The organism is Pelosinus propionicus DSM 13327, from assembly GCF_900114615.1.
Taxonomy (GTDB): domain Bacteria; phylum Bacillota; class Negativicutes; order DSM-13327; family DSM-13327; genus Pelosinus; species Pelosinus propionicus.
The window spans coordinates 1-24,336 of sequence record NZ_FOTS01000066.1; the positions used below are offsets into that span (position 1 = coordinate 1).

Genomic DNA, 24,336 nt, shown 5'->3' on the forward strand with positions numbered 1-24,336 from the left:
AATGCTATTATGAAGAGCCGGATGCCTTAATAGGGCACGTCCGGTTCCGTGAGGGGGGCTAGATCGTGAGGTCTGCCTCTACTCGACTTCTGTCTCCTTCTGTCTCATAAAACAGAGACTTGCTGGTAAAATAATGCTCATAATATAGAAGTATAGCAGGATTTAGCATTTGTGAAAGAGAAGCTTCCATAATTACCTAGTTGTAATTTATGGGTAGCTTCTCTTAAAATTGATAAATTAAAGAAAATTGAAAGCTAGCGTCTTTAATTGGGACAAGGAACCTGTCCCCGCGTCCCATATAATTGAGTACTCCTCCAAAGCGGCTAGGTGAAAAAACAGAAATTTGGGAGGTTATTATGAAACTTAAATATGGTTTAGAAGATCGACCGCCCGTTAAAGAAAATGTAATCTACGGTCTGCAGTGGTTGGCGGTTACCATTCCAGCAATAATCATTTTTGGAAAGATTTTAGGTGGTATGCAGGGGACAATTGAAGCCGAACTGCTCTACATGCAAAAATTATTCATGGTTATAGCTGTTAGCCTTTTGGTGCAGATCTTGTGGGGACATCGTCTTCCGCTGGTCATTGGACCAGCGACCGTAGTGTTTATCGGCATTCTCGCCTCTCAGGCCAGTTCGCCAGCCGCGATCTACCCCAGTATCTTAATCTGTGGGTTACTTTTAACTTTTTTAGCTGCCAGCGGCTTGTTTGCATCTCTGCGTCGTCTCTTCACACCTCGGGTAGTCACCGTTATCTTGTTATTGGTTGCTTTTACGATGATGCCCATTATAATGCAGTTAATCATCAGCGGTTCAGGTGAGATATCTTCCAGCAAGAACCTGGGGTTTGCTCTAGTATTTATCCTGCTGATGTTTACCGGCCAACGTTTGCTTACGGGTTTATGGAAATCAACCCTCACCTTATGGGCAATGATTTTCGGTAGTTTGGTATATTTTCTATTAAATCCTCCCTGGCCCCAGGGAACCAATATAGCTAGTCTTCCAATGTTAGGAGGATTTTTCGATCAACTGACTACGAGTATTGTTATTGATCCCGGACTAATAATCGCATTATTACTTTGTTTCCTTGGACTCTCCATTAATGACCTGGGCTCGATTCAGGCAGTAGGCTCGGTACTACAAGCTGATGAGATGCCAAAGAGGATTACACGTGGGGTTACAGTTACAGGTTTGAGTAATGCTTTGGCAGGATTCATGGGAGTCATAGGCCCGGTTAACTTTTCATTCAGTCCTGGTATTATTGCGTCTACTGGTTGTGCAGCTCGTTCTACCATGATACCTGCAGGGATAGCCATGCTGACATTGGCCTTTTTTCCCACAATTTTATTCTATCTATCCTTTATACCTGGGGTCGTTATTGGTTGTATTTTATTGTTTATTATGTGTACCCAGGTTGCTGCCGGTCTGACGATTGCCTTTACAGCGATGGAACAACCCCATTTTGATTATGCGCTATTAATTGGATTACCAATACTAATCGGAATAATGGTAGCTTTCTTGCCTGTAGAAGTCGCCGCTTCCTTCCCGCCCATACTACGTCCCATATTGGCAAATGGCTTCGTCATGGGAGTCATAGTGTCTCTGATGCTTGAGCATGTTATTTTTCGAAAAGTAGTAGATAAATAAGGCGTGAAGGAATAGATATACACAAAGTTACTCGTAGAGACACAGGGGACGTCAGACTGTGTGAAAAGCAACCCAATAATTACATAAATGTACAAATATGATAAAATATAGCCCATAAATCCACCTCTTTACTATCTGAATTTATTTATATATATTATCATATTTCTAGATTTGTGTAATTAAAACCAGCGGCTTTTCACACGTTTTGCCGTCCCCTTGATTTTTTAAGGAATCGCCTAGGCAAAGCCAATTTTCCGGTTCGGCGTAAAACTGCTTGTATTCTGGCAACTAATTCACGCGGACTAAACGGTTTGTAAAATAATCATCCGCTCCCAGCTTGAAACAAAGAAATATCCATTGTAAAAAATATAGATATAAAAAGGATGTGACCGTATGGTGAAAGTCATGATACCCAGCCTATCCGGTTGGGAAATTGCCAAGGCAGTGCAGCAGAATGTCCCCATAATTTTTTTACCGCCTTAACGCAGAAAACGATAAAATTTTAAAGGATAACACAAGATTGGTTTGCTATAATGCAATATAAATACTAGCATTGTTTTTGATTATAGGACGCTTAGCACGACAGATTTAGGTTCAGCTACAGGAAGGACAAGATGAATAAAGGAGACATATTACATGAGGAAGCTTAAAAGTATATTTTGCTTTGAATCTCTCCTTGATGGCCTCGATTTTTTGACTTTTATGGCTCAAGCGCCAGGCATCGTACAACAAGCAGGCATACAAAAAATAGATACCTTTCTTGCAGCCTGCTCAGCAGCCCCGTCACTGCTGCAAAGCCTGTTATTACATCCAGCACCACCTATTACGATACAGATACCGGTATCTATCTATTAAAGGCAATGTATGCATTGAAGTCGGCAACCGATTGATAATGGCCGGTCGGGCCAAGGTCAGTCTCAGTTTATTGGAGGTTGGGGATCAGAAGGAATTACCCTTGCCCAGGATAACGTTTATCTTACTGCCGGCAGCGTATCCAGAATAAAACGGTGCTTGGCGGCGGTGAGACATTATCGCAGCCCCATATGACTATCGCCGCCGATACAGTAGACTCAATTGGCGTACCAAGATCGGAATATTTACCAATAATGTTAAGGTCACTCAAGGTGGGAGGTGTCGGTAATATGGAATGGCTTGATGGGTTATCCTTGTTGTGGTTAGCAATGGGTGTAATATTTATAGTCGGTACACTATTCATAGCAACCGTAGTTTGTTTTTTTAGAAAATTTATCGAATCTCATTGCAGTTCAATTGACAATGAAAAAACAACTATTAGGCTCGCTGATGGAAAAAGGGAACCAAGAAAATTATCTTTGGAACCAGAACTAACTATGTCCCCAAAAAACAACTGTTAGCAAAAAAATAGACGGCTTATTCCGTGAATTAGAAGAGTTGCAGCAAACTGGGTAAAAAGAATGCGTTTTCGATGTAATGAAGCTATTGCAGTTAACAAGAAAAAGGAGAGATAGTATGAATTCTTTGGCTATGTTCATAAGCCGGATATTTTTAATATTCCCGAATAATATTCAGTCATTGATAGCAAAACTTGTAGGACTAGCTGTCTGGGCAGTCGTGTCGAGGCGCAGAAAAAATATAATGTTGAAAAACATTCGCGAAATTTTCCATACAACTGAAAGTGAGGCTTATCTAATAGGAAAAGCAAGTATTACAAGATTCGGCGGTATGCTGGCAGACTTATTGCAATATCCTCGCCTTTCAAAAGAAAATATTGCAGAAATGGTCAGCTTCCAGGGATTAGAACATTTGAAGGGTGCTCTAGATTGTGGCAAAGGAGCTGTCATGGTTACAGGTCATTGCGGCAACTGGGAGCTTCTTGGTGCGGCATTGTCTTATCAAGGATTTCCCATGGTTGGCGTAACCAGGCGTCAGAGAAATCTAAGTTTTAATAGATTTATAAATGTGTTCCGCAAGATGCTACCTGGTGCCACTGTTCTAGATAAGGGCAACTTACGTGATGTCTTCCGTGCATTAAATGAAAACAAAATACCTTTGATTTTTATTGACGTCGATGGGCGTGAGACGGGAGTTTTCGTTAAATTTTTCGACCGATGGACTTCTACTCCACCCGGCGCAGCAGTTCTAGCCAGAATGCGTGGTTGCCCAATAATCCCTGCATTCATCAGTAAAGCATCAAACGGCAAACATAATATTATACTACAAACACCTATTTGGGTAGACAATTCCGTCAATAAAGAAACGGCTATATACGATACTATGCAGCACTTGTCTTCTATATTAGAACAACATATTCGCCGTTTACCCCACGAATGGTTTTGGCTTCAGGACCGTTGGCGCACTGAAAAAAACGAATAATGGCTTAAGGGCCATTCTCGAAGAGATAGATATAGTGACCTATCAAAAGTTTCGCAGTTATACCTGTTACAGATTCTTCGATTAGTCTTAAACAATATGAATTGAGCCATTGTAGACTTCGAAGAAAATGAGCAAATCAAAAAAACAATATATACCACAAACTTCTGTAAAGCGGCTTAGCCCCTTGCAAGAGTTTTGTGATAACCAATAATTATTACATTTCTCTAGCTGTAGTTTTATGGAATTCTCCCCACTCACACATTGCCTCCAAAATAGGGATTAGCGATTTTCCACGCGCAGCAAGGCTATATTCAACTTTTGGCGGGATTTGTGGATATTCGTTTCTAATAATTAGTCCATCAGATTCTAGCTCTTTTAGTGAAAGACTTAACGTTTTGAAAGATACCGCATCAATATAACGCTTCATTTCATTGAAACGGACAACATCAAAAGCAGTAAGATAGTATAAAATTGTTATTTTATATTTTCCATTGATTAAAGATAATATATAACTGAAACCCGTATTTTCTAACTTGGCTTGTTCAATGCTATCCATGTTCATATTTAAGCTCTCCTTTAAGATAGTACCTAACATAAATGTACGTACTTGATTAAAACATAATACTCTTTTCCTCTATAAAGTTATAAATTACTATACCAAGGTTACTTCATGTAAGAAAAATCAAAAAAGATGTGAGGCGATATGGATACAATATAATATCACATATCGTAAATCGTAGAAGTATCAGATCCTATACATCAAAAAAAGTAAGCACCAGTGATATTACTGAAATACTAACGGCTGCTAACTGTGCACCATCGGGAAATAATCTTCAGCCGTGGAAATTTTCTGTTGTCATAAATGATGAACAACTACTCAAAAAGCTTGCCTCACTTACAATCCTGGGTACAAACGGCTCCCTGCTTGATAGCAGCCTTCCTCGATAAAAAGTAACCGATCCTAACATCCACGGTATTTATCTCAAGCACGTGCAAGCCATAGGAGCGGCAATACAAAATTTGCTGCTTGTAGCCCATGAGCTTGGTCTGGGAACTTGCTGGATTGGAGAGATCTTGAAAAAGGAAGAGCAGGTAAAAGAACTGGTAGGAGCAACAGATGATTTAGAACTAATGGCTGTGCTATCGGTTGGTTACTCAAATAAAACGACTACATCTAGAAGAAGAGATATTTTAGAGAATATCGTAAGCTGGTTTTAAAGAGATCAAACATGAGAAGTCATGAGGACGAGGTTATAGACATTAACAACTAAAATAGACAGCTCTGATTACACTATGAAGAAGTAGGAAAGGTTATTCAGTAACTACCCATCCGTAGGTAGTTACTGTAAGACCTTTTCCGTAAAATTTATAGGATGCTCTATTACATGCCATTAATGCCATGTCCATAAAAGTAACATTTTAATAGTATTAAATTAGATATATAAAAAGCAGATATAAGCAGGTATGAACCAGTATTAGTATGCTGATTTTTATTGTTGTCAGGGAAAATATGGTATATAATTCGAATTAATGAATTATAGGTAAAGGTTTGGGAAGAAGGAAATGATTTATGCAATTAGGCAAAAGCTTAAAAAATATTATAAATGGTTACCATTGTAGTAATTTTTATAGCTTACTGCATTGTATTTTTACAATTTTGCTCAGTGCAGTCTCATATTATTTGTCTACAGAGTATTGGTATTTTTCTTGGATTGCACTTTTACTTCTTTGCGTATATGCATTGAAAGGATCATTAGTTTCCACATTTCTGACGGGATTCTTTTCATACTTATTTGGATCATCCAATCCTCATGCGGTGCTTCCCCTTACTGTTTACTGGCCTTTGATTGTTATTAATGCAACTGCATTTGCAAGTGTACTTGCTATTTTCCGTCATATTGCTGTTAGATGGAGAGGTGGGTATGCAAGCTTTGTTTTCGCGAGCGGTTTAACCGCTTACGAATTCATTGCTTCATTATATTCTCCTCATGGAGCTGTAAATAGCATTGCTTATACGCAAATATCTAACTTACCTATTATTCAAATTGCATCTATCACAGGTATCTGAGCAATTACTTTTTTGATGGCCCTCATCCCTGCAAGTATTGCTTTAGCTTATCATTATCCTCAGAATCGAAGATTAAGTATAAAATCGAATGTAATTTCATTAAGTCTACTTTTATTCGTGATTTTATTTGGATTTCACCGCTTAAATACGCCTTTTTATGTGTCTAGTATAAAAATAGGTATTGCTTCTATATCTACTAATTTAGAACAATATCTAGCCGTAGCAAAAAACAGGGATAAACAACAAGTTGCAGACACTATTCAACGATATATTCAAAAGATTGATTTTCTTGCGCAGTCAGGGGTCGAAGCTGTTTTGCTGCCAGAAAAGATTATTACTATAGAGACTCATGACGATAATTTTCAGCGCCTGAGTAATGCAGCACAAAAGAATAAAGTGAATTTAATTGTAGGAGTAACTAGAAAAGATAAAATGAAACTTTACAATTCTGCCTATGTCTTTTCGTCGTTAGGAGAAGTGCTTTTAGAGTATGATAAAAAACATCTGCTATCTGCATTTGAAAGTAGGTATACTCCAGGAACTGATCTTGGAATCATGAGTAAATGGGGTATTGAAATTTGCAAAGATATGGATTTTATACAGCCTTCACTGGATTACAGTAGGCAAGGAGTAAATATTGTCTTTGTTCCTGCACTAGATTTCCATGATGATGGTTGGAGCCATGCGCGTGTTGCAATTATGCGAGGAGTTGAAGGAAATTACGCAGTAGCACGAGCTGGGCAGTGGGGATTATTAACCTTAAGTGATAGTAGAGGTCGTATTATAGAAATGGTATCTAGTGATGTAGAGGATGGTGGATCTGTTTTAGTAGGTGAAGTAAGGCTTGGGAAAGGAAACTCAATATATAGCAAATTGGGTGATAGTTTTGCATGGATATGTCTAGGGACTTTTATTATACTATGTATTTTTCTGTCGCTTAGAAAACCTAATGAACTGCTGACTAAACCTTAGCTGTATGAATGTGGTATGTCGCGGAAGGGAAGTAAGGGGGTGTAAAACCAAATGGCTTATGGATTTAGCGTTCAAAAGAATCTTGTTTGTTCCATGGCATGTAATGGAATGAGAAATGACATGTCATGGAACAGACAATAGATCTTTAGATGGCTTGGTTTTACTGGATTCTCAAAAATTGTAAACAGTGTTTAAAGTGACCTTGAAGAAATGTATGTAATGTCTGTACAACAGCTAGAACCGATATTTAGGCATTGGGAAGACAAGCTTGATGGTAGTATGGCACATATAAATAATCCTAAAATAGCAGTAACATTTGTAAGAGAAAATGGTGTCAAAGTATTTCCTATAGATAATCAAAACCCAATTAATCCAGCAAGTGCTATTAGGTGATAAAATAAGGATTAAAACATTCGTAAAATTTTTTACGAATGTTTTTTTATCTGTTTTTTTAAAAAGCATTGACCTTTAAAATTGAGTATGATATTATATATCCAACGGGATTTATAAATTGCGTTAGATTTTTGTTACCTTTTTTATGTATAATTTATGGAGGTGCAGTTATGGCGAATCAAAAATTAAAAACGCTATTAAAAGAAGTAAGCGGAAGCATGATGCCAGGCTATAAATTAAGACCGGACTTCCCAGAATATACAATTCACCCATATGCTGAAAGACTTCCTAAAATGGACTATTATGAATTTCATTTATTGGAAGCATCAATAAATGATGGTGGACAGGCTATTCCAATTGTAGTACATAAAGGCCAAATATTAGATGGTAGGCATAGATACGAAGCTTGCAAAAAATCAAATATATTGCCTTTAGTTGTTGAATACACAGGTAAGGGCGAAGATGAAGATATAATTAATTTTATACAAAATGCTACATTAAGACGTGAGATGACTAAACACCAAAAAGCTCTTGTTGCTGCTTCATTTTTAGATGACGAAAAGAAAATATCGAGTAAGTACCAAGGTAGACGAACTGATTTACAGAAAAAAGATTTACTTCCCTATGAGCAGGAACAAGTTGAAAAGGAAGAAGTCAATACTAATACTCTTGATCGTTTGTCAGAACGATACGATGTAAATCGTTCATACATTCAATTAGCATATAACATACAAACGAATCAACCAGACTTGGTTGAACCAATTTACGATAAAGTTATTACACTTCCAGAAGCAAAAAAGCTTGTTGATTTAGAAGAAGATGACAGGCAAAAAGTTATTGCATTAGTTAGGCAAGATGAAGAGGTTATTGAACAAAGAAAAAACATTGGCGTTACTGAAGACATGAGAAATGAACGGATCAAGAATTTTAAGTATACTGTCAAACAAGCTATTGATATTGTCTTGAAAGAGAAAAAAGGTTATCAAGCACCGACTGAGCCAATACTTCCTGATCATCCTGAAGTGGTTATCTTCACAAGCCTTAATAAAAAGGGTGATGAAATCGGATTTAGGGATAAGCTAAGAAAGATTGCTGAGATTCTTGGGGTTGAAGAAAAGGAAATATGGTATTGTCCGACTAAAGACAAGAATGATATTGCCAAGGTAAAAGGTGTCAGCAAATCAATACATAACAGATTTAAAGACCATGCACGTATAGTAAATGGTGAAACAATTTGGCCTAAATCATAAAAATTAATAAATAGAAACAGTAGAGAACAAAATCGTTCTCTACTGTTTTTTATTTTATCTTAAAGTATGAAGGGATGTGGTAAAATTGCCTATTTTAAGTTTTTCTAGTATATATTGGTGGAAAAAGTAAAAAGTTTTAATTATTGTTAACTAGAGAGTCTTCGGACTCTCTTTTAGTTTGCCCAAAAAATTATAAATAAAGAGGGGTAATTAAAAGTGAAAAAATATGAACTTACAATCACCAAGGAAATAATCGCTGAGTATCAACTGAATGAGAACCATATAGAAGCTATAAATGAGCTTAATGAAGTTATTAAGGGTAGAGCAGCATTCGATTTTTACTGGGATGAGTTAATAAACAAATATGGATTGAGCACATCTAATTATGCATCATATGTTCATCTTGCAGTTAGTAGAAAAATATAATGCTCTTATTTTTGAAAGGGGGTGATAAAATTGCCTGTTTAAAATTAAAAGTTTTTCTCGTATAGTATGATGTTTCACGGATAGCTATATAAAAAATTTAAAAACGAGGTAATAAAAATGGAGTGTTTAAAGCATGATTCAGTTCTTTTGGCAATTATCACTGCAAAGAGTAAAGAAGAGCGTGAAGCAGTTATTGAAAAATATGGGAAAGTTGAAGTTGGGAAAATGCTTCTAAAATTAAATTATATAAAAAGAGAATTAGAAATGTTAAAAGCCGAAGAAGAATTTTGTAAAAGAAAAAATTGTCTGATAATAATATCTATTGAAGGGGGGGCCTATGCTTGCCTAAAGGCATTACATAAGGTGGTGACGTTTAATTATTTATTCAATTTGGAGGGATTGCTGTGTTTAAGGAAATTGAGTGGAAAGACATTCCGGATTTGACGGAAGAAGAATTGCTCCGTGAACTGGAGTTAGAAGAAATTATTGCAGAATATGAGGAGGAACTTGATCATGAGTGATATTTGGGGTTCAGATATTAAAGTTGAGGTTGGTAAGCATTTGAAACTGAAAAACGGTAAAAACAAGATTCGTATCGGCAGCAGGCCCCATGCCGCTAATATTCATTGGGAAGACAGTTTTGCCGGTAAGAAAAAGAAAGCCATTTGTCCTGGTAGTGGTTGTCCGTTATGCAATGCTAATAGGAAATATGACCCTCGTTATTACGTTAAAGTTATTAACCGTGATGATGGACAAGCCACGATACTGGAATGTGGCCCAATGATTTTGACTCAAATTAAGAAGTATGCCAGTGATAGTGATTATGGGAATCCCATGAATTACGATATTTCCATCAATAAGACTGGAGAAGGTCGCAATAGCAAATATAGCGTGATGGCTTCACCATGCAAGTCATCCATTACTGCTGAAGAAAAGACATTACTTGAAGCAGTTGATATTAGTTCATGTGTCGAGCCAACACCAATAGATGAAATATGGGATATGGGCTTAGTGGCATTGCCTGTCGATGTTCCAAAGCCTCAAGAAAGTAATGTTACTGATGATGACGATTGGGACAGTGTGGAATAAAAGAAATGCTGCCATAAGTACTACGAATACTTATAACAGCGCAAATGTAAGCAATATAAGGTAATTATAATATAGACTGGCTGCGTCAGCAATGGGGCAGCCAGTTAAATAGAAAGGTTGATTTAATAATGAAAAACGAAAAATGGGATATGGAAAAAAGCGTACAACATATTATGAGGATATTAACAGCACAGGGTATTTGTGCTAGGTATGACAAAGATAAAAATGAAATTATAACTGACAACGGTCAAATTATCGTACCAGTTATCGCTGAATTACAATCAGATAATAAAAGTAAAGAATTTTTTGATATTCTTCGAACCCATAACTATAGTATGCGGAATACTATTGATGAATTTGTGTACCAAAATGGGTACTATGAATTTTTAGAGATTAAAAAAATGCTAGAAGAGGATAGTTGCTTTCTGGCGATATATGCTGACTTACATGAAGCAATATGGACCAAAACGGAAAATTCGTCTCATGTTATAACTGAAAATGGGATTTTTAATTTGCTTAATTTGCAATTTAATGGAACTAATGTTGATGTTCCTGAAGTATATATTGAGACGTTTCCTGAAGAAACGCAATATATATTTGCACTAAGTTAAATTCAGTATGGTTTATAGCTGGCCGCCTGATGTTGCAAGGGCGGCCAGTAAACTAAATAAAAATGGAGGACAGATATGTTATACGAAATTCATAATAAGCGGGCTATAGACTCCAATAAAAGCAATATAATCTTGTTCGTGCTGGAAAATCCCTTGAAGGAAAACTTATATTTGGTCACTTATCAGTACATTTTGAACGTAGCCAAAATTTTATCTCAAGATTTTAATATTATTATTGTCCCAAAGAATTCAGGTTCGGCATATTTAAAGCATTATGTCGATCATCCAGAATATGGAAAGTATGCATACATAGAATTTGATAAAAACGGCTCATATCGTGCATCAACGGCAGAGACTATGCCATTACCCCAAAAAATTCAATACTTTAATGATACCTTTAGCGAAATGCAACGGAATGATGCTTGGCTATTTGACAAATTAGCGGGCACATTAGGCAGCCACTTTATTATTCCCGGACTAAACATAAATTATGAGTCTACATCCGATGATCTCAAAGATATTAAAAAGCGTGATATTGCTGTAAATCGTTATATTGAGGGTATGAAGTATAACAAGCTAATACAGCATAATGCATTTATACAGCATGCTCTAGGCTTCCCGGTGGAGTTTTTAATATGGCTCATGAAAGAATATGATGTATGGCACTATGGTTTCTGTCACGATACTGGTTCAGCATGGTTGCAGCATACCAGTTTAAATCCGTTTACAAAAAAAGTAGTTAGTTACTTTTTTGTCAATGATAACAAAGGTGTTAGGGAGTTTAAAAAGTTTCCTATGGAAGCGTTACAGGACTGTTACGGCAAGCAGATGCCGGATAAAAGCTATTATGATAACATCCTTGAAAATAAGCCATATGACCTGATGTGGGGCGGTAATTTCCCTTTTGAATTAGAGCATAGGCGTGAGTCATGGTATAAATATTTTCATCAATTGAACGCCAATGCGATTATCCGTACAAAGCCAAATGGACAAGCAGTTACTAATAAAAATGGTGCTATACCTAAAAAATGGGCTAATAATGCACTTATTCAGCAATTCATTACTGACATTAACGGCAATAGATATATTCAGCCCACATTGGCCTATGACCAATATAATGAGTCTTTGAAGGATGCTTTATTTACGCTGGCACTACGTTGCTATTATGGAAAACACGATAATTTAGGATTTCGTATTGGCAACGCCTTATTTTTTGGTACGGTACCATTAATCTCTGATGAGTACGACAAACGGCGCTTATATCTACCAAAACGTTTCAGGGAAATCCTAGTGGTGACAAATAACCAAGATATTGAGGAAAAGATAAAATACTTTAGAAACGACCCGGAAGCCTATAAAGATTTATTCTGGGAGCTATTTAATAATTATTTTGATAAGCGAGATTTTTACCTTAATTATTATCATAGCGACTTCAAAAGAGAATATTTTTCTGGCCTGTATGAATTCTGCAAATGATATTTGCGAATTGGGCTAATTAAATTAATGCGAAGACTATAAATTTAGGGGAGTATTGCTATGGGGAAGGTCGTTGAGTACGAATTTGTAAAACAGCTAGCATCTAATGATTGGAAGATCGTTGCGATACTGAATGGTAAGGACAATCGTGAGTTTAGACGAGACTTTAATAAGCGGTATGCAAGGCTTATAGAGAAGTTAAAAAAATAACATCTTAGCGTGGCTCACCATCATGATTGCATGATGGTGAGCCTATTAAAATAGGTGAGTTAGAAGAAGCTGATGAGCATTATGGAATTATCTAATGTAATTGGCGGACGTATTTTAACAAGTCGGCTATAACGCTTGCATGATGAGAATGGCTTTATTTTGGTCAAAATCATAATTACCAATAAAAATATGAAAAGAGTCAAAAAGTTTATTTAAAATCAAATGACAACGGTTAAATAATTATTATTTTAATTATCAAAACGAGTCACCAGGATGACCCAGATTTAATTTTAGTTAAATGGTTAATAGGATACCATTAACAGGAAGTATTTTGTGTCAGAAGATGATTTAAATAATTAACACAATTTATTATTTAATAATCATTTAACTTCTTCTTATGGAAATACAGAAACGTCCACTTCGTTAAAGTTTTTCTGAGAGAGACGAATAACATGTAGTTTTTTGTTTTTGAAAATTTGAAGTCAACGAAATTCCTTATATTATTTGTATGCAGTTTGTTGTTTGTAGTATGTAGTTTGATGTATGTAGTATGAGAGGTGTCTGGAACTGTTGGTAGACAATACTCTTGTGAAACATAGGAGGAACAAATCAGGAACTAATTAGGAACTAAAAGAGAACCAATAAAGGAATAAATTAGGAACTATATGGGAACTACAGGAGAAATATAGAAGGAACTAGATACCTTATTTGTTCTCCTTATAAATCAATTGAACAAAAGTATAAATTGAGAGGAGGCGTTAATATGCTGCAAGAGCAGAATGCATTAGTGCCTAATGACTTAATTATGGATAGCACGTTATCCGATAATGCAAAGAAGGTCTACTGCATTATAAGTGTTAATTATTTTGGTAAAGACGTAAAGTACAGTTTGAAAAATCTAGCCAATGAAGTAGGGATAACTAAAAGAGGCGTAGGAAAAATAATTGATAAGATGGAAGAAACTGGTTATTTCAATACTTTTAGTACCAAAGGGAGAAATAACTGCACGTTATTTAAATTATTAATTCATCCAACAATAGACAAAAGATTAAAATTCACTAAAGTGCCAAGAAGCAAAATATATGGTACTGATAGCAGAATATTGATGCTATATGTAACGTTTAAAATGATTTATGATGTATTGGATGAATATAGGTTTGAGTCTTTCATAAAGGCAAATTGCTCAATATCACCTTGGTATTCAGTTGAGCAGGTATTTTCCGTAGTTAATACGTTGGCGGAATATAAGGCCATTGATTTTAAATACAAAGTATTAATGGCAGGGGATGAAAATATAAAAAAAGAAGCCCGTTTACCCAGTCAAGCTATCAATAATGATATACAACAACGCGATGCAATTACAACGGAATGCAAATTTACTAAATGCGGCTTGCCACTAATATATAAAGAAAATAGTGAAGTGAATTATGAAGCAACGTATCCTTGGCGTAGTAATGCTGACTGGAAAAAATTTAATATGGAAATTAACACCGCTGAAAGCAACATTATCGATTACGAAAAAAAACAAAGTTTAACTGACGAAGAGACTGAGTTACTGGCTGCTTGTAAAAGTGTTTATCAAGATCGTTTAACCAAGGTACAGGCAATTGAGCAGCATTATCGTGACAAGATTTTGGCGGAGGGTTAATGTTATGAATTTACAACAGCAAAAGCTTAGATTAGAAAAAATAATATTGTCCTATGGATATGCGGATACGCGTTATACTGACATCATCATAAGTAGTCTGAATAGCGAACATTTTAGTCCACAGGTACAATCGACATTCAAGTATCTGAAAAAATATTATGAGAAATATAATGCTATAGTTACATCGGAATATGTTAATAACTTATTTACGATGGGGAAAATAAAAGCAGATGGACATGTGAATTTTAATATTATACATGCAGCTCTTGGAAATTATCCAATTAAAGATACTGCCGATTTAAAATCCCATATCGACTTACTACGTGAACAAATTGTTAAAGAAAAAACAGTGATTTTATTGGAAAAGTTTGCAGATAAACAGCCACAAGCAAATGAAGTGGTTGAGGACATGAAAAAAATCATTGAATTCCACAATTATCAATATATGCGAAAAAACGTTTTTGTTGATGTTCATGATGTTGATAAGCGCATTAATGGCTATCTAGCTCCCGATATGTCGGACAATCTTATTTCAAGCGGATTTCAAGCGATTGATGAAGCCATTGGTGGTTTTAAACGCAAAGAATCAATTTACGTAATCGGTCGTAAAGGTGCGGGTAAATCGGTGTTATTGTTTAATTTAGGGTATCATGCATGGAAGGATGAACAAAACGTCCTATTCATTACCTTAGAGATTGATAAGGATGATTACTCCAGGCGTATTGATAGCTATATAACCAAAATTCCGGCATTAACATTAAAGACCAAAACTCTAAACGAAGCAGAGCAAATGATTTTAAAATTAAAAATGAATACAATCAAAGAGAACCGTGATGAGAACGGGTTACAGCATACCGCGGTAATGCATATCGTAGAGTCAAATGCCAATATCAATGTTAACGCAATTAAGCAAATTGTCAGAGAGCAGGAGGAAAGACGAAATGTCCGTTATGATGTTATAGTAGTTGATTATGCAAGTTTATTGCAGCCAACTCTATTATATAGGGAAGACAGATTAAAGCATGGACAAATAGCCTTTGAGTTGAAGAATTTTGCAAGGGACAATGATTATTTGGTAATTTCAGCGGCACAAATGAATAGAGCCGGTGAGGGAGAAGGAATTGTTACATCTGGAAATGTTGCTAATAGTGATAGTATCGCTGACCATCTTGATTATGGCATAGCGATAGTAGTAGAGAAGGATCCAATGATAAAAACTGGTAGGATATTATCTTTTAAGACCCGTGATGGCAACCCCTTTAATTTTACGATAAAGAAAAACTATGACATATTAAGAATCGAAGAGTGTGAAGATGATACTTTAAATTGGACGGAGGATATTAAGCAATGAACAGTTTTTGTTTAACTAAGGATGTAGCGAAAATGCTCAATGTGGATGCGCAGACAGTGCGAGAATTATTTGTAAAGCATTATGATGAATTGCTAGAGGTAGGCGAAATAAATATGATTAATGATCTTGCTATATTATGGTCGCCGGAAATGATTGAGTATATTAAAAGGTTTGTATAAGCAGGAGTGTAGGCAGGCGAAACTGATGAGGTTTTAATGTCTTTTTGGCGGTGTAGGGTTAATTGGCAATTAACTTAAATTAGAGGTTATAGATATGTGGAATAGGAAAACAAGCCGAATTCAGTAAATTCCTTTACTAAATTCGGCTTGTTTATGAATTAAAAAAATAAAAGCGATATCTCCAGTTGTATGAGATATCGCTTTTACTCTTTTTCTTTAATTGGCATAAAAAACTGGATTACATCAACCTCTAAACCATCAGCAATAGCAAAGAGAACATCTAAGGAGTATGCTTTAGTCGAATTAGGTGCTTCAATCTTGCTCAGATAACTTTTGCTAATTGCAATCTTATCAGCTAGTTCATCCTGAGATAGTCCTCTTTTCATACGATAGTAAGCAATTTTTTTAGCAATCTGTCGATAACGTTCATCATAACTGGTTTTCATAAATCTCTTCACCTCTACAATGAAATTATAGAGGTGTTTCACTTATAGGGCATTACACCTATGGTGAAATAAAATTCTGTTAAATTATTGCACTTATAGTGAAATATATGTATAATGGGTTAGTAACTATTACCAAGTAATTAAAAAGATGTCAAGTTGCAAATATAAGCAGTTAGGAACTAAAAGAAATATGTACGTTTACATAAGATTTGATATAATAATAAATAAAAGGAATTATTTGACAAATTATAATATGATCCGTATTAAATTTAAACGGTATTCATATAGTAATATTTAAAATAAGGGAGAGAAACTAAATGAAAAAAACAGCTATACTTGCAATAGCAGCAGCTACTATGCTAACAACTAGTATTGGTTTTGCTGCACCGTTAACCGATTATTCCGCAGGAAAGACATCAATTGATTTAACATGGAGGAATTCTGATGTTAAAACTAATAGCACAGGCAGTGATGGAGTCTGGGAAACTTCATTTGGCAAAAAATACAATTTGGATTGGGGAATTACAACAGGTTTAGGCAATAATTTTGCTATCCAATATAATGGATATAATGCAAAAACGAAAGATACCCTTGCCTGGAGTGACTCTGACGAAACCGGCATTTCACATATAACATTAAAAACCCAAGAGTTAAATGTATTATACAAATTAAATAAAAATGTATCTGCTTATACTGGGCTAGTCAGACTTAAGGCAGATGAGAGTGCAAATGTAAGTTTTACCGATGGAAGCCCTTCTGCCACTGAAAGTTATTCCAGTAAAACAAAAAACAAAATACAATTTGGCTTAATTGGCAGTACGAAACTAGCTGAAAAAACAACTGCTTATGCTCAAGTCGGTGTTGCATCCAGTTTCACAAATTGGAAAATCGGCTTATCTCAAGAAATTAGTCCTAATCTTGAATTTAATGTAGACTATCGCGGATTAAAAGCAAAAAAAATAGAATATGAAAGTGAAGGTGAACGATTTGATGTAACCGCAAAAGGCGTAGGCTTTGGCGTAAGCTATAAGTTCTAATAAGACTCATCTGTAAGTTCTTTCAATCCCCGGCTCTTTGTCGGGGATTTTAGTATAGTGATAGTTTTGGGAGGATGAACATGGCAGAGAAAGGTGATTTCCCAGAATGCGAAAAATGTACTTCATTCCAATGCAAATCATGTGGACTTGAAGCAAGTCGGGGAGACGGCCATATAACAGGGCGAAAGAATGCATTCAAAGCATGTATATATATGACGCTAGCAGTAATCGTGCCTTACTTTTTACACTTAGATCAAATAACTTTTAGTAAAATGATGTTTCTATTGGCGTTTCCATTGTCAGGAATGTATATTATTACTCAGCATCAAATTAGTGTGATATTTGTATACTTGCTATTACTTGTAATGAGTGCAAGTTATTTTCTAATTTAGCATCGCAATAAATAATCAAATAAAATTTCGGAGGTATATTATGATTCGTAATAAGGTTTTTCACTACTTACTCTTCATGATAATAGTAGTAGCTGGATCAATGTTATTGGTGGGATGTGGACAATCTAAGAAAGAGGTTCTATCACAGTATAAGCAATCAGTACAGCCGATTTTGTCTGAGTTGGAACAAGAAGGAAAGAAATGGGATACATTAAGAAGCAGAAGTAGTAATGGCCAAATTTCAGATCTTGAATTTGCAGTAATAGTAAAAAATGAGTTATTACCTAATATGCTAAAATTACAAGAAAGAATGGAATCAATAGAACCTAATAAAGAATTGCGCGCTACTCATGAACTTGGCATCAAAATGATAAGTAAAAATGGTCAAGCAATGAATGAAGTTATGGCTATCTTCTATACAGGAGATATGTCTAAAATAACATCTGCCAATCATCTTTTAACAGAATCACGTGAATTAGAAAGAAAATACGTTAATCAGCTTGAAGACTTTCTTAAATAATAGTAACCAGAATATCAATGTCAAATTAGGTAATGAAAGATGATAGAGAAGAGAAAGGTAGGATGACTAATGCGGAAATATTGGTATTGGCTTGGTGTTTTTGTTTTTATATTCTCATTTTGGATTGCTTCACCTTACTGTTACGCGGCGGATTGGGATTATGTTTGTTCTAGCAGTGATGATACCAAATATTATTTGGATACTTCAAGTGTAGAGAAAAATGATGCATATTTGCGCTTTTGGCGAAAAGGAGTGCATTTGGAAATAAAAGATGGTGAAAAAGAATTTATTAGTTATCATGAAGTGCATTTAGCTAACCCTTTAGAGGTTAGAGTATTACATATTATATCTTACGATAATAGAGGTAATGAGCTTCGTAATTTTAAGAGATCTGGTGAATGGCAAAACCTTCGCTCAAGTAGCATTATTTATTCAATAGCGAATGCTGCCATGCATTATATTAATTAAAGAGTGACCTGCAGTGTTAGCTGGTTAGGTTAATAGGAGTTACTATTAACCTATTATTTTGAAGGTTTCTGGTGTTACTGGGTGATTAGAGAATTATTCATGATTGATACTTACACCATTTCATTTTCAGAAGTTAGTATGTCGTTAGCGAAACAAGATCACAACCCTAGTCAAACTGCTGACTAAGGTTTATCTTTGTTAAAGCTTAAATAACAGAATCAAGTTATGTTAATGTTTTTAGAGAAAAACAGCAATTATGACAAATTACTGTTTACGTTTAATCGATACTTGATATAAGTATTATATAAGAATATTATTAATAAGATGATGAGGTGTGAATCATATGAAAGTATATATTCGTGAACCATTAACGGGAAAAGTATTGGCTTATTGGGATGGTGAATATGTACGTAAACTTAGCGGTGAAGTGATTGTATCAATTGATGGTAATTATATTCGTAAAGGAGTAAGTGGTGGAGAGGTTTTAGCTGTTTTGGATAAAGTCTTTATTAGAGAAGGTGTGGTGGGAGGAAGAGTAATTGCTAATATTGAAAAAGATTGTATCTATGCTGGAGTAAGCGGTGGTAATATACTTTATTTGATTGATAGCGGTGTTTCAGATATCGAAAAATGTGCATTGGCGGTAGCGGTATTGAGAATTTTTGATTGATTTTAATTTAATAGTGAAATTAACTTTATGTCAGTAAAAAATCAAGGTTTAAATCCATCTTACTAGTTAAATAACATTTTAACAATTAAATCTTCTTTAGATAACAACTAAAAATCATTTAACTGTTTGTACACCGGAGTAAAGGAACTGACAAGGTATCCAGTTCCTTTTATTGTTCTCTTCATAGTTCCCAATTTGTTACTCTTCTGGTTCCCCTATAGTTCCTCTTATGCTTCCCAAGAATTCTAGAGATCTCTCATACTACCTACATCAAACCACAAATAAATATATAAGAAAAAGAAAAACATCATATTGTAATGGCGTAAAGTAGGTGCACCCTGTTGCCACGGATACAGTTACTTTAAAACGTCTTAACGGAGATTATTAAATGTAAATTTAGTCCATGAAAAGTGATGTGAGATAGTGTACAGAAGTTAATTTATGACGGATGGATTATAAAACCTTATAAATATGAAAATAAGATATAGAATTCAAGTTGTATCCTTAAATAATTAATATTTAGCAGAAGCAAACGCAATAGCTAAATATTTTTTTGATAATTATTATCAATTTAAACCGGAATAAGTATTGTCTTTGGGAACCGTAGCTAACGCTACGGTTCCCGTCTTGAGATTAACAGCTTGTTTTATGTTGGAATTCAATCAACAACTGTTAATCCCTCTCAAGAAGCTTGCTTCTCAAAAAGAGCGCAGCTTATCTGCGAGCTTGTCTCGCAGACTATTTGAGCGCAGCGAAAATAGTATTATATATAGAAAAGAGTATATATAGAAATGAGTGCACCGTCGGATTATTGCGAATGCACTTTTAGATTAATTAAGAAATAACAGTGTTTGTTGGTATTATAGCCCAAATGCATTATCGGATTATTTTTTGAATGGAAAAATTTAAAATTATCATTTTATTCAAAAGCCCATCAAGTGTTTTATATGACGAGTATTATCCAATGATGTGAGCATCTCCAACAATTTAAAGGCGACATCTAAGGCTGTTGCTGGTGATGAAGAGGTTATAATGTTATCATCTAACACTATCGGTTGGTTAACGACATTAACACCAAAAGAGGCTAACTGCTGCTGACGGTATCCATTATTCAAATGGTATGTTGTCCCTTGGCGTCCACATAAAACTTTGCTTTTCCCCACTGGTAAGGCTCCAACACAAATTGCGGCGATAATTTTTCCCGCTTTATTAAATTTTTGAATAGTGGATAAAAAATTATCGCTGTAAGCATCTTCGTAAAAACCCATGGATTCATATCCTCCTGGAATAGCTAATGCATCAAACTCGGTTACATCGATTTGTGAGATTAGTAGTTCGGGAATAACAGTTAAATGCCCAGTACAAATTAGCTTTTCTCGTAAGCCGCAAGTTATCAATTTAGTTGATCCGTCACCTTCTTCCATATTCCAATCCAATACATCGGTAAAAACACTTGCTTCATAGGCTTCAAAACCGTTAGCTAATAATAACAAAACCTTTTTCATACTTATGCACTCCTCAATAAAGTAATTACTATTTCGTTTTATATTACCACTAAACCAATATTTGGTAAAATGTTTTTGCTTTATGATTAATTGATTTTTCTTTCAAGTAAATTTGATTAATTTTTTTACATGAAACGTTATAAAGGTTCTTGGCTAATGTATTTATATTACAAATGAAATAAATGTTTCAGAAGTTACAGCAAAGTTGGGGGAATAAGATATGTCAACAAAGTTAATTCATGTAAATCCGAAACTAGTAAAAAAATTACGAATAGTAGCTGCGATCAAGGATATTGGATTACAGGAAGCAGCTAATGCAGCAATTGAGCAATATGTGAACATTAACGGGGTAGAAGAGTATGAAAAGACGACACGTTAATGTTCCATATGCATTATTGGACTTGAAAGAAGCCAACGAGACAAAATATACACTTGTTGCGATACTTAGCTTCCGAAGTAAGAGAAGTAAAAGAATTAAAGTGTCATTATCAAAAATCACTGAGGTGACTGGTCTTAAAGGTCGCCAATTAACGAACCATATAAATAAGCTTGTTGAGCATGGAATGATATCGCGAAGTAAGATTAAGTATAGTAGCGGAGAATATAGTTGTAACACGTATACTATTTTGTGTAATGAAGAATATTTTGCGGAGATACCCTGGGAAATAGCTTGTAGCGATACATTGTCGGTTTGGGATAAGATTGGCTATTGCATCATGAAAAGGTTTACTGACTTAGATAAGAGAGACTTTATTTGTTATCTAACCAAAGAAGAACTTGTAAAGCATTTACAGTGTTCGCCAAATCAAGTGGACAAAGTCAAGCGTAATTTGAAGAAGGCTGGTCTCATTGAATTTGAACGCAATAGTAATAAGATAACGTTGGTTTATGAACATAGTTTGGAAGAAACACCAAGCAATAATAAAACGGAAATTAAGAAGGCGATAGGTAAAAAAAATAAGGTGAGAAAGAATGAAAATCATTCAAATACTTTTTAAAGGCACGAAAAATATAGTAATTTCCTCATTGGAGGAAATTGCTCAAGACTGTAAAAGTAATCCCACGGAGTTAGAAATAATGAGGGCGTTAAAGGAAATGGAAAGAGATAATGAAATTACCATTATCTCTTTTGGCAAAAATCATTGAATTCAGATGACAAGATAATTATTATTTAGATTTTACAGTTGGGGCATAGGATAGAAAAAATTGGCGATAGCAGCAGCAGCTTCAACAAGTGTCCCTTATATCACGAGCAAAATTTAAGCTTTTTCCAGAAAGAATACGTTAGTTTTAAATAAAATGTGTGACATCTGACAATCAATTGCCAGATGTCATTTTAATCGTAAAGGTAAATGTGCTTATAAAGAATATCATAAATTCATGAAAAAGTAATTTAGTTGAAGATGGTTCGCAAAGTAATAATCATTTAATGATGTTTAATAGAAGCATATAGTTCCAGCAAAAAGATATATGGAAGAATGAAAGTAACAAAATATAATTGTGTAACTTTCGTAAGATACCCACGAATATAAGCAGTATAAGGCTTTGTATAACATTTCTATTGGTTGCCTTAGAAACCGTTTACGTCGAATGTTATACAATATATAATACTAATATAAGGAAGTACATTGGTATTGGAGGCATTAAAAATGGAACTGGTAGAGCCTATAAGAAGCAAAAAGCAAATTGATGCATTAAAAAAGTACTTACGAGGTCAAAATATCCGCGACTATCTATTGTTCGTGCTAGGAATCAATAGTGGTCTTCGTATCTCGGATTTGCTTACTTTGACTGTAGAAGATGTACAAGGGCAAGAGCGAATTAGTTTGCGCGAAAAAAAGACGGGAAAAGCTAAAGACTTCCCTTTATCGGACACATGTAAGAAAGCCATTCATGATTACCTGAAAACGACAGGAGTCAAGGATGGCTATTTGTTTGCTAGTAGGAAAGGGCATAAACCTATAACTCGCGTCCAAGCATATAGAATAATCAATGAAGCAGCTCAATATGTCGGAATCAAAGAAGCGGTAGGAACGCACACGTTAAGAAAAACATTCGGCTTTCATGCATATAAGAATGGCGTGGATATTACCCGCATCCAGAAATTATTAAATCATTCTGCACCTAGTGTGACATTGGCCTATATAGGAATTACTAAGCAGGAGCTAGACAATGTTTATATTATGTTAAATTTATAAATTGGTATTGTGGGGTTAATTCTAAAATAGGAGGTTTTATATTGCTGACACAAGAGGAATATCAACAGTGGATTGCGGATGTAAGAGAAAATCATTTTCCGCTGTCCGAGATAATAGTCGCGGACATGAATAATTGGCGGCATAGATCAATATTAGCAAGGGCATTGTTTAGAGTGAGAAAATATGCACCTGCGATAGAGCTGTTTAAATCAATAATTGATGTTGAAGTAAATACGGAAGAAAAGGATTGTTTTACACTTTCCGAGGTAGAGGATAAAGTCTGGTGCTTAACGGAATTGGCAATGTGTTTATGGAAAGTAACTAGAAAGCGCAAGGAAGCTTTATCTTATTGTCGCGAAGCATTGCTGTTTATTGATAGGTATCCAAATCAATTTAATTTTATGGATAAATGTGAAGTCTGGAGTGAAATCCAAGACTTTATTTTTTTTACGTCAAAGAAAAAGATTAGAAAAGGCAAAAAATAGTGCTGGGGTGATATAGAAGACCATTTTATAGGCAAAAGAAGTGTAATAGGTGTAAAAATTTCACTAAAAGTGTACTTTTACACCTAGAAGTGTAAATATAAAACTATTACTCCGCTGACAAAAAGTGCCTTATAAACGTCAATGAAAAAGTGAGCCAGTCGCTCATGAACTTTTGAGCCACTTATGCTCACGAATATTTGAGCCATCTAATCGTTAACAACAGCATTAGTCATTCTGTATGAGGAACCATTCATGTCTAATAGATGGGACTTGAAGGTGAGTCGATCAACAAGAGCTGCCACCATTGTTTCACTCTCGAACATCTCCGTCCAGCGTGAAAACTCCAAGTTTGTAGTAACAATTATGCTGGCTCGTTCTGAACGCTCAGAAACAACCTTGAACAGCAGATCCGATTGATGATGGTTAAAGCTTAAATAGGATAGTTCATCAAGTATAAGTAAATCTGCTTTTTCAATAGTTGTTTCTAATTTAGATAATCTGTAGGCATCTTTGGCTTCGCAAAGTTCATTTGCTATCGTTGCGGCAGTGCGAAACAAGACTCTGTAACCGCAAGCACAGGCCTTCATTCCCAAGCTAATGGCCAGGTGGGTTTTGCCTGTTCCCGGTGGTCCAATCATTATGATGTTTCTTCGCTTTTTAACAAAGTCACAGGAAGATAGCTGCTGAATAAATGTAGGCTTTATGTTTTCAAAGCAAGACATATTTAACTCTTCCAATGTTTTTGTTACGGGGAAACGAGCGGTATGAATTCGTCTTCGTAGTTGGTTGTCTTGCCTTGAAAGACATTCCCTTTTCATGAGCTCCAAGAGCACTTCATCCAGCCCCATATTGGGTTTTAATTGCCGAATCACGTCTTGGTATTGCGTAAACGTTGGCATTTTTAATATTTTAGCATAAAGTTTAATACCCTCGTAAATAGCACT

Annotated in this window: 33 protein-coding genes and 1 pseudogene; 28 read left to right on the forward strand and 6 right to left on the reverse strand. The window is 35.2% G+C overall.

The annotated features are described in order from the left end of the window. Nucleotides 1-356 precede the first annotated feature (356 nt). Complete coding sequence (locus tag BMZ99_RS23025) at nucleotides 357-1,646, forward strand: uracil-xanthine permease family protein (protein ID WP_090943470.1); 1,290 nt, start codon at nucleotides 357-359, stop codon at nucleotides 1,644-1,646. A gap of 247 nt (nucleotides 1,647-1,893) precedes the next feature. On the opposite strand, the pseudogene BMZ99_RS27665 reads toward BMZ99_RS23025, so the two are convergent. Beyond that, nucleotides 1,894-1,988 (reverse strand): annotated as a pseudogene (locus BMZ99_RS27665) (DNA-binding response regulator); the annotation flags it as partial. A gap of 294 nt (nucleotides 1,989-2,282) precedes the next feature. Between BMZ99_RS27665 and BMZ99_RS26570 the strand changes: the two are divergent. Continuing rightward, nucleotides 2,283-2,501, forward strand: coding sequence for a hypothetical protein (locus BMZ99_RS26570; RefSeq protein ID WP_090943473.1), 219 nt, complete (start codon nucleotides 2,283-2,285; stop codon nucleotides 2,499-2,501). 121 nt (nucleotides 2,502-2,622) lie between these two features. Here the strand turns inward: BMZ99_RS26570 and BMZ99_RS26575 are convergent, their stop codons facing one another. Then, nucleotides 2,623-2,862, reverse strand: a complete 240-nt coding sequence (locus tag BMZ99_RS26575) for a hypothetical protein (RefSeq protein WP_175490673.1) — start codon at nucleotides 2,860-2,862, stop codon at nucleotides 2,623-2,625. A gap of 272 nt (nucleotides 2,863-3,134) precedes the next feature. On the opposite strand from BMZ99_RS26575, the gene BMZ99_RS23040 reads away from it, so the two are divergent. Beyond that, complete coding sequence (locus tag BMZ99_RS23040) at nucleotides 3,135-3,998, forward strand: lysophospholipid acyltransferase family protein (RefSeq protein WP_175490674.1); 864 nt, start codon at nucleotides 3,135-3,137, stop codon at nucleotides 3,996-3,998. 214 nt (nucleotides 3,999-4,212) lie between these two features. Here BMZ99_RS23040 and BMZ99_RS23045 read toward each other — a convergent pair whose 3' ends face one another. After that, on the reverse strand, nucleotides 4,213-4,560 hold the full coding sequence (locus BMZ99_RS23045) for a winged helix-turn-helix transcriptional regulator (RefSeq protein WP_090943480.1): 348 nt from the start codon (nucleotides 4,558-4,560) through the stop codon (nucleotides 4,213-4,215). A gap of 131 nt (nucleotides 4,561-4,691) precedes the next feature. Between BMZ99_RS23045 and BMZ99_RS27255 the strand changes: the two genes are divergently transcribed. The 15 genes from BMZ99_RS27255 (at nucleotide 4,692) to BMZ99_RS23105 (ending at nucleotide 15,671) form a co-directional block, all read left to right on the forward strand. Continuing rightward, on the forward strand, nucleotides 4,692-4,946 hold the full coding sequence (locus BMZ99_RS27255; RefSeq protein ID WP_245755126.1) for a nitroreductase family protein: 255 nt from the start codon (nucleotides 4,692-4,694) through the stop codon (nucleotides 4,944-4,946). Nucleotides 4,947-4,988: 42 nt separating this feature from the next. After that, nucleotides 4,989-5,216, forward strand: coding sequence for a nitroreductase family protein (locus tag BMZ99_RS27260; protein ID WP_245755127.1), 228 nt, complete (start codon nucleotides 4,989-4,991; stop codon nucleotides 5,214-5,216). A 352-nt stretch (nucleotides 5,217-5,568) separates the two neighbouring features. Next, nucleotides 5,569-6,066, forward strand: coding sequence for a hypothetical protein (locus BMZ99_RS27265; RefSeq protein WP_245755128.1), 498 nt, complete (start codon nucleotides 5,569-5,571; stop codon nucleotides 6,064-6,066). 117 nt (nucleotides 6,067-6,183) lie between these two features. Continuing rightward, on the forward strand, nucleotides 6,184-7,038 hold the full coding sequence (locus BMZ99_RS27270; protein WP_245755129.1) for a carbon-nitrogen hydrolase family protein: 855 nt from the start codon (nucleotides 6,184-6,186) through the stop codon (nucleotides 7,036-7,038). 210 nt (nucleotides 7,039-7,248) lie between these two features. After that, on the forward strand, nucleotides 7,249-7,431 hold the full coding sequence (locus BMZ99_RS23060; protein ID WP_090943483.1) for a PDDEXK family nuclease: 183 nt from the start codon (nucleotides 7,249-7,251) through the stop codon (nucleotides 7,429-7,431). 170 nt (nucleotides 7,432-7,601) lie between these two features. After that, complete coding sequence (locus BMZ99_RS23065; protein WP_090943486.1) at nucleotides 7,602-8,681, forward strand: ParB N-terminal domain-containing protein; 1,080 nt, start codon at nucleotides 7,602-7,604, stop codon at nucleotides 8,679-8,681. Nucleotides 8,682-8,897: 216 nt separating this feature from the next. After that, a complete protein-coding gene (locus tag BMZ99_RS23070; protein ID WP_090943489.1) occupies nucleotides 8,898-9,107 on the forward strand; it encodes a hypothetical protein in 210 nt (69 codons plus the stop codon). A 117-nt stretch (nucleotides 9,108-9,224) separates the two neighbouring features. Further along, nucleotides 9,225-9,551, forward strand: coding sequence for a hypothetical protein (locus BMZ99_RS23075; RefSeq protein WP_090943492.1), 327 nt, complete (start codon nucleotides 9,225-9,227; stop codon nucleotides 9,549-9,551). 69 nt (nucleotides 9,552-9,620) lie between these two features. Continuing rightward, nucleotides 9,621-10,196, forward strand: a complete 576-nt coding sequence (locus BMZ99_RS23080) for a hypothetical protein (RefSeq protein ID WP_090943495.1) — start codon at nucleotides 9,621-9,623, stop codon at nucleotides 10,194-10,196. Nucleotides 10,197-10,324: 128 nt separating this feature from the next. Next, complete coding sequence (locus BMZ99_RS23085; protein WP_090943500.1) at nucleotides 10,325-10,807, forward strand: hypothetical protein; 483 nt, start codon at nucleotides 10,325-10,327, stop codon at nucleotides 10,805-10,807. Between the two features lie 75 nt (nucleotides 10,808-10,882). After that, nucleotides 10,883-12,283, forward strand: coding sequence for a hypothetical protein (locus BMZ99_RS23090; RefSeq protein ID WP_090943502.1), 1,401 nt, complete (start codon nucleotides 10,883-10,885; stop codon nucleotides 12,281-12,283). Between the two features lie 60 nt (nucleotides 12,284-12,343). After that, entirely contained in the window at nucleotides 12,344-12,493 is a 150-nt protein-coding gene (locus BMZ99_RS26580; RefSeq protein ID WP_175490676.1) for a hypothetical protein, read from the forward strand. Nucleotides 12,494-13,256: 763 nt separating this feature from the next. Next, complete coding sequence (locus BMZ99_RS23095) at nucleotides 13,257-14,141, forward strand: hypothetical protein (protein ID WP_090943505.1); 885 nt, start codon at nucleotides 13,257-13,259, stop codon at nucleotides 14,139-14,141. 4 nt (nucleotides 14,142-14,145) lie between these two features. Next, the gene (locus tag BMZ99_RS23100) at nucleotides 14,146-15,492 is read left to right on the forward strand and encodes a DnaB-like helicase C-terminal domain-containing protein (protein ID WP_090943508.1); all 1,347 of its coding nucleotides are present in this window, start codon (nucleotides 14,146-14,148) and stop codon (nucleotides 15,490-15,492) included. Then, nucleotides 15,489-15,671 (forward strand): hypothetical protein, encoded by a 183-nt coding sequence (locus BMZ99_RS23105; protein ID WP_090943511.1) that lies wholly within the window; start codon nucleotides 15,489-15,491, stop codon nucleotides 15,669-15,671. Before BMZ99_RS23100 ends, BMZ99_RS23105 begins: the two co-directional genes overlap by 4 nt. A gap of 203 nt (nucleotides 15,672-15,874) precedes the next feature. Here the strand turns inward: BMZ99_RS23105 and BMZ99_RS23110 are convergent, their stop codons facing one another. Beyond that, nucleotides 15,875-16,117 carry a helix-turn-helix domain-containing protein gene (locus BMZ99_RS23110; protein ID WP_090943514.1) on the reverse strand — a complete coding sequence of 81 codons (243 nt, stop codon included), beginning with the start codon at nucleotides 16,115-16,117 and terminating at the stop codon, nucleotides 15,875-15,877. 317 nt (nucleotides 16,118-16,434) lie between these two features. On the opposite strand from BMZ99_RS23110, the gene BMZ99_RS23115 reads away from it, so the two are divergent. The 5 genes from BMZ99_RS23115 to BMZ99_RS23135 all read left to right on the forward strand — a co-directional run bounded on the left by BMZ99_RS23115 (nucleotide 16,435) and on the right by BMZ99_RS23135 (nucleotide 19,204). After that, complete coding sequence (locus tag BMZ99_RS23115; protein WP_090943517.1) at nucleotides 16,435-17,154, forward strand: hypothetical protein; 720 nt, start codon at nucleotides 16,435-16,437, stop codon at nucleotides 17,152-17,154. 80 nt (nucleotides 17,155-17,234) lie between these two features. Beyond that, on the forward strand, nucleotides 17,235-17,546 hold the full coding sequence (locus BMZ99_RS23120; protein WP_090943519.1) for a hypothetical protein: 312 nt from the start codon (nucleotides 17,235-17,237) through the stop codon (nucleotides 17,544-17,546). A gap of 40 nt (nucleotides 17,547-17,586) precedes the next feature. Then, nucleotides 17,587-18,066 (forward strand): hypothetical protein, encoded by a 480-nt coding sequence (locus BMZ99_RS23125; protein WP_090943522.1) that lies wholly within the window; start codon nucleotides 17,587-17,589, stop codon nucleotides 18,064-18,066. Nucleotides 18,067-18,135: 69 nt separating this feature from the next. Beyond that, nucleotides 18,136-18,534 carry a hypothetical protein gene (locus BMZ99_RS23130; RefSeq protein ID WP_090943525.1) on the forward strand — a complete coding sequence of 133 codons (399 nt, stop codon included), beginning with the start codon at nucleotides 18,136-18,138 and terminating at the stop codon, nucleotides 18,532-18,534. Nucleotides 18,535-18,877: 343 nt separating this feature from the next. After that, nucleotides 18,878-19,204, forward strand: a complete 327-nt coding sequence (locus tag BMZ99_RS23135; RefSeq protein WP_090943528.1) for a hypothetical protein — start codon at nucleotides 18,878-18,880, stop codon at nucleotides 19,202-19,204. Nucleotides 19,205-20,127: 923 nt separating this feature from the next. Here the strand turns inward: BMZ99_RS23135 and BMZ99_RS23140 are convergent. Continuing rightward, complete coding sequence (locus BMZ99_RS23140) at nucleotides 20,128-20,709, reverse strand: DJ-1/PfpI family protein (RefSeq protein WP_090943531.1); 582 nt, start codon at nucleotides 20,707-20,709, stop codon at nucleotides 20,128-20,130. 220 nt (nucleotides 20,710-20,929) lie between these two features. On the opposite strand from BMZ99_RS23140, the gene BMZ99_RS26585 reads away from it, so the two are divergent. The 5 genes from BMZ99_RS26585 (at nucleotide 20,930) to BMZ99_RS23155 (ending at nucleotide 23,392) form a co-directional block, all read left to right on the forward strand. Continuing rightward, on the forward strand, nucleotides 20,930-21,088 hold the full coding sequence (locus BMZ99_RS26585) for a hypothetical protein (protein ID WP_175490677.1): 159 nt from the start codon (nucleotides 20,930-20,932) through the stop codon (nucleotides 21,086-21,088). Continuing rightward, nucleotides 21,069-21,707, forward strand: coding sequence for a hypothetical protein (locus BMZ99_RS23145; protein WP_090943534.1), 639 nt, complete (start codon nucleotides 21,069-21,071; stop codon nucleotides 21,705-21,707). The genes BMZ99_RS26585 and BMZ99_RS23145 overlap by 20 nt, the downstream gene beginning before the upstream one ends. Further along, on the forward strand, nucleotides 21,682-21,855 hold the full coding sequence (locus BMZ99_RS26590) for a hypothetical protein (protein WP_175490678.1): 174 nt from the start codon (nucleotides 21,682-21,684) through the stop codon (nucleotides 21,853-21,855). Before BMZ99_RS23145 ends, BMZ99_RS26590 begins: the two co-directional genes overlap by 26 nt. Nucleotides 21,856-22,358: 503 nt before the next feature. Continuing rightward, the gene (locus BMZ99_RS23150) at nucleotides 22,359-22,907 is read left to right on the forward strand and encodes a site-specific integrase (RefSeq protein WP_090943537.1); all 549 of its coding nucleotides are present in this window, start codon (nucleotides 22,359-22,361) and stop codon (nucleotides 22,905-22,907) included. A gap of 41 nt (nucleotides 22,908-22,948) precedes the next feature. Further along, complete coding sequence (locus tag BMZ99_RS23155) at nucleotides 22,949-23,392, forward strand: hypothetical protein (RefSeq protein WP_090943540.1); 444 nt, start codon at nucleotides 22,949-22,951, stop codon at nucleotides 23,390-23,392. 206 nt (nucleotides 23,393-23,598) lie between these two features. On the opposite strand, the gene istB is transcribed toward BMZ99_RS23155, so the two are convergent. Beyond that, nucleotides 23,599-24,291: an IS21-like element helper ATPase IstB gene (gene istB / locus BMZ99_RS23160; protein ID WP_322787919.1), complete on the reverse strand. Its 693-nt coding sequence runs from the start codon at nucleotides 24,289-24,291 to the stop codon at nucleotides 23,599-23,601. Nucleotides 24,292-24,336 lie beyond the last annotated feature (45 nt).

Bases quoted from the DNA above. Each gene is read 5' to 3' on its own strand.
- BMZ99_RS26575 (WP_175490673.1), bottom strand. From the start codon at position 2,862: ATGAATAGTGTACCGACTATAAATATTACACCCATTGCTAACCACAAC.
- BMZ99_RS23125 (WP_090943522.1), top strand. From the start codon at position 17,587: ATGATTCGTAATAAGGTTTTTCACTACTTACTCTTCATGATAATAGTA.
- BMZ99_RS26585 (WP_175490677.1), top strand. From the start codon at position 20,930: ATGTCAACAAAGTTAATTCATGTAAATCCGAAACTAGTAAAAAAATTA.
- BMZ99_RS23025 (WP_090943470.1), top strand. From the start codon at position 357: ATGAAACTTAAATATGGTTTAGAAGATCGACCGCCCGTTAAAGAAAAT.
- BMZ99_RS23140 (WP_090943531.1), bottom strand. From the start codon at position 20,709: ATGAAAAAGGTTTTGTTATTATTAGCTAACGGTTTTGAAGCCTATGAA.
- BMZ99_RS26570 (WP_090943473.1), top strand. From the start codon at position 2,283: ATGAGGAAGCTTAAAAGTATATTTTGCTTTGAATCTCTCCTTGATGGC.
- BMZ99_RS23150 (WP_090943537.1), top strand. From the start codon at position 22,359: ATGGAACTGGTAGAGCCTATAAGAAGCAAAAAGCAAATTGATGCATTA.
- BMZ99_RS27265 (WP_245755128.1), top strand. From the start codon at position 5,569: ATGCAATTAGGCAAAAGCTTAAAAAATATTATAAATGGTTACCATTGT.
- BMZ99_RS23095 (WP_090943505.1), top strand. From the start codon at position 13,257: ATGCTGCAAGAGCAGAATGCATTAGTGCCTAATGACTTAATTATGGAT.
- BMZ99_RS23040 (WP_175490674.1), top strand. From the start codon at position 3,135: ATGAATTCTTTGGCTATGTTCATAAGCCGGATATTTTTAATATTCCCG.
- BMZ99_RS23130 (WP_090943525.1), top strand. From the start codon at position 18,136: ATGCGGAAATATTGGTATTGGCTTGGTGTTTTTGTTTTTATATTCTCA.
- BMZ99_RS23080 (WP_090943495.1), top strand. From the start codon at position 9,621: ATGAGTGATATTTGGGGTTCAGATATTAAAGTTGAGGTTGGTAAGCAT.
- BMZ99_RS23100 (WP_090943508.1), top strand. From the start codon at position 14,146: ATGAATTTACAACAGCAAAAGCTTAGATTAGAAAAAATAATATTGTCC.
- BMZ99_RS23135 (WP_090943528.1), top strand. From the start codon at position 18,878: ATGAAAGTATATATTCGTGAACCATTAACGGGAAAAGTATTGGCTTAT.
- BMZ99_RS26580 (WP_175490676.1), top strand. From the start codon at position 12,344: ATGGGGAAGGTCGTTGAGTACGAATTTGTAAAACAGCTAGCATCTAAT.
- BMZ99_RS23085 (WP_090943500.1), top strand. From the start codon at position 10,325: ATGAAAAACGAAAAATGGGATATGGAAAAAAGCGTACAACATATTATG.
- BMZ99_RS23115 (WP_090943517.1), top strand. From the start codon at position 16,435: ATGAAAAAAACAGCTATACTTGCAATAGCAGCAGCTACTATGCTAACA.
- BMZ99_RS23045 (WP_090943480.1), bottom strand. From the start codon at position 4,560: ATGAACATGGATAGCATTGAACAAGCCAAGTTAGAAAATACGGGTTTC.
- BMZ99_RS23105 (WP_090943511.1), top strand. From the start codon at position 15,489: ATGAACAGTTTTTGTTTAACTAAGGATGTAGCGAAAATGCTCAATGTG.
- BMZ99_RS23060 (WP_090943483.1), top strand. From the start codon at position 7,249: ATGTATGTAATGTCTGTACAACAGCTAGAACCGATATTTAGGCATTGG.
- BMZ99_RS26590 (WP_175490678.1), top strand. From the start codon at position 21,682: ATGAAAATCATTCAAATACTTTTTAAAGGCACGAAAAATATAGTAATT.
- BMZ99_RS23090 (WP_090943502.1), top strand. From the start codon at position 10,883: ATGTTATACGAAATTCATAATAAGCGGGCTATAGACTCCAATAAAAGC.
- BMZ99_RS23120 (WP_090943519.1), top strand. From the start codon at position 17,235: ATGGCAGAGAAAGGTGATTTCCCAGAATGCGAAAAATGTACTTCATTC.
- BMZ99_RS23075 (WP_090943492.1), top strand. From the start codon at position 9,225: ATGGAGTGTTTAAAGCATGATTCAGTTCTTTTGGCAATTATCACTGCA.
- BMZ99_RS23145 (WP_090943534.1), top strand. From the start codon at position 21,069: ATGAAAAGACGACACGTTAATGTTCCATATGCATTATTGGACTTGAAA.
- BMZ99_RS23065 (WP_090943486.1), top strand. From the start codon at position 7,602: ATGGCGAATCAAAAATTAAAAACGCTATTAAAAGAAGTAAGCGGAAGC.
- istB (WP_322787919.1), bottom strand. From the start codon at position 24,291: ATGCCAACGTTTACGCAATACCAAGACGTGATTCGGCAATTAAAACCC.
- BMZ99_RS23110 (WP_090943514.1), bottom strand. From the start codon at position 16,117: ATGAAAACCAGTTATGATGAACGTTATCGACAGATTGCTAAAAAAATT.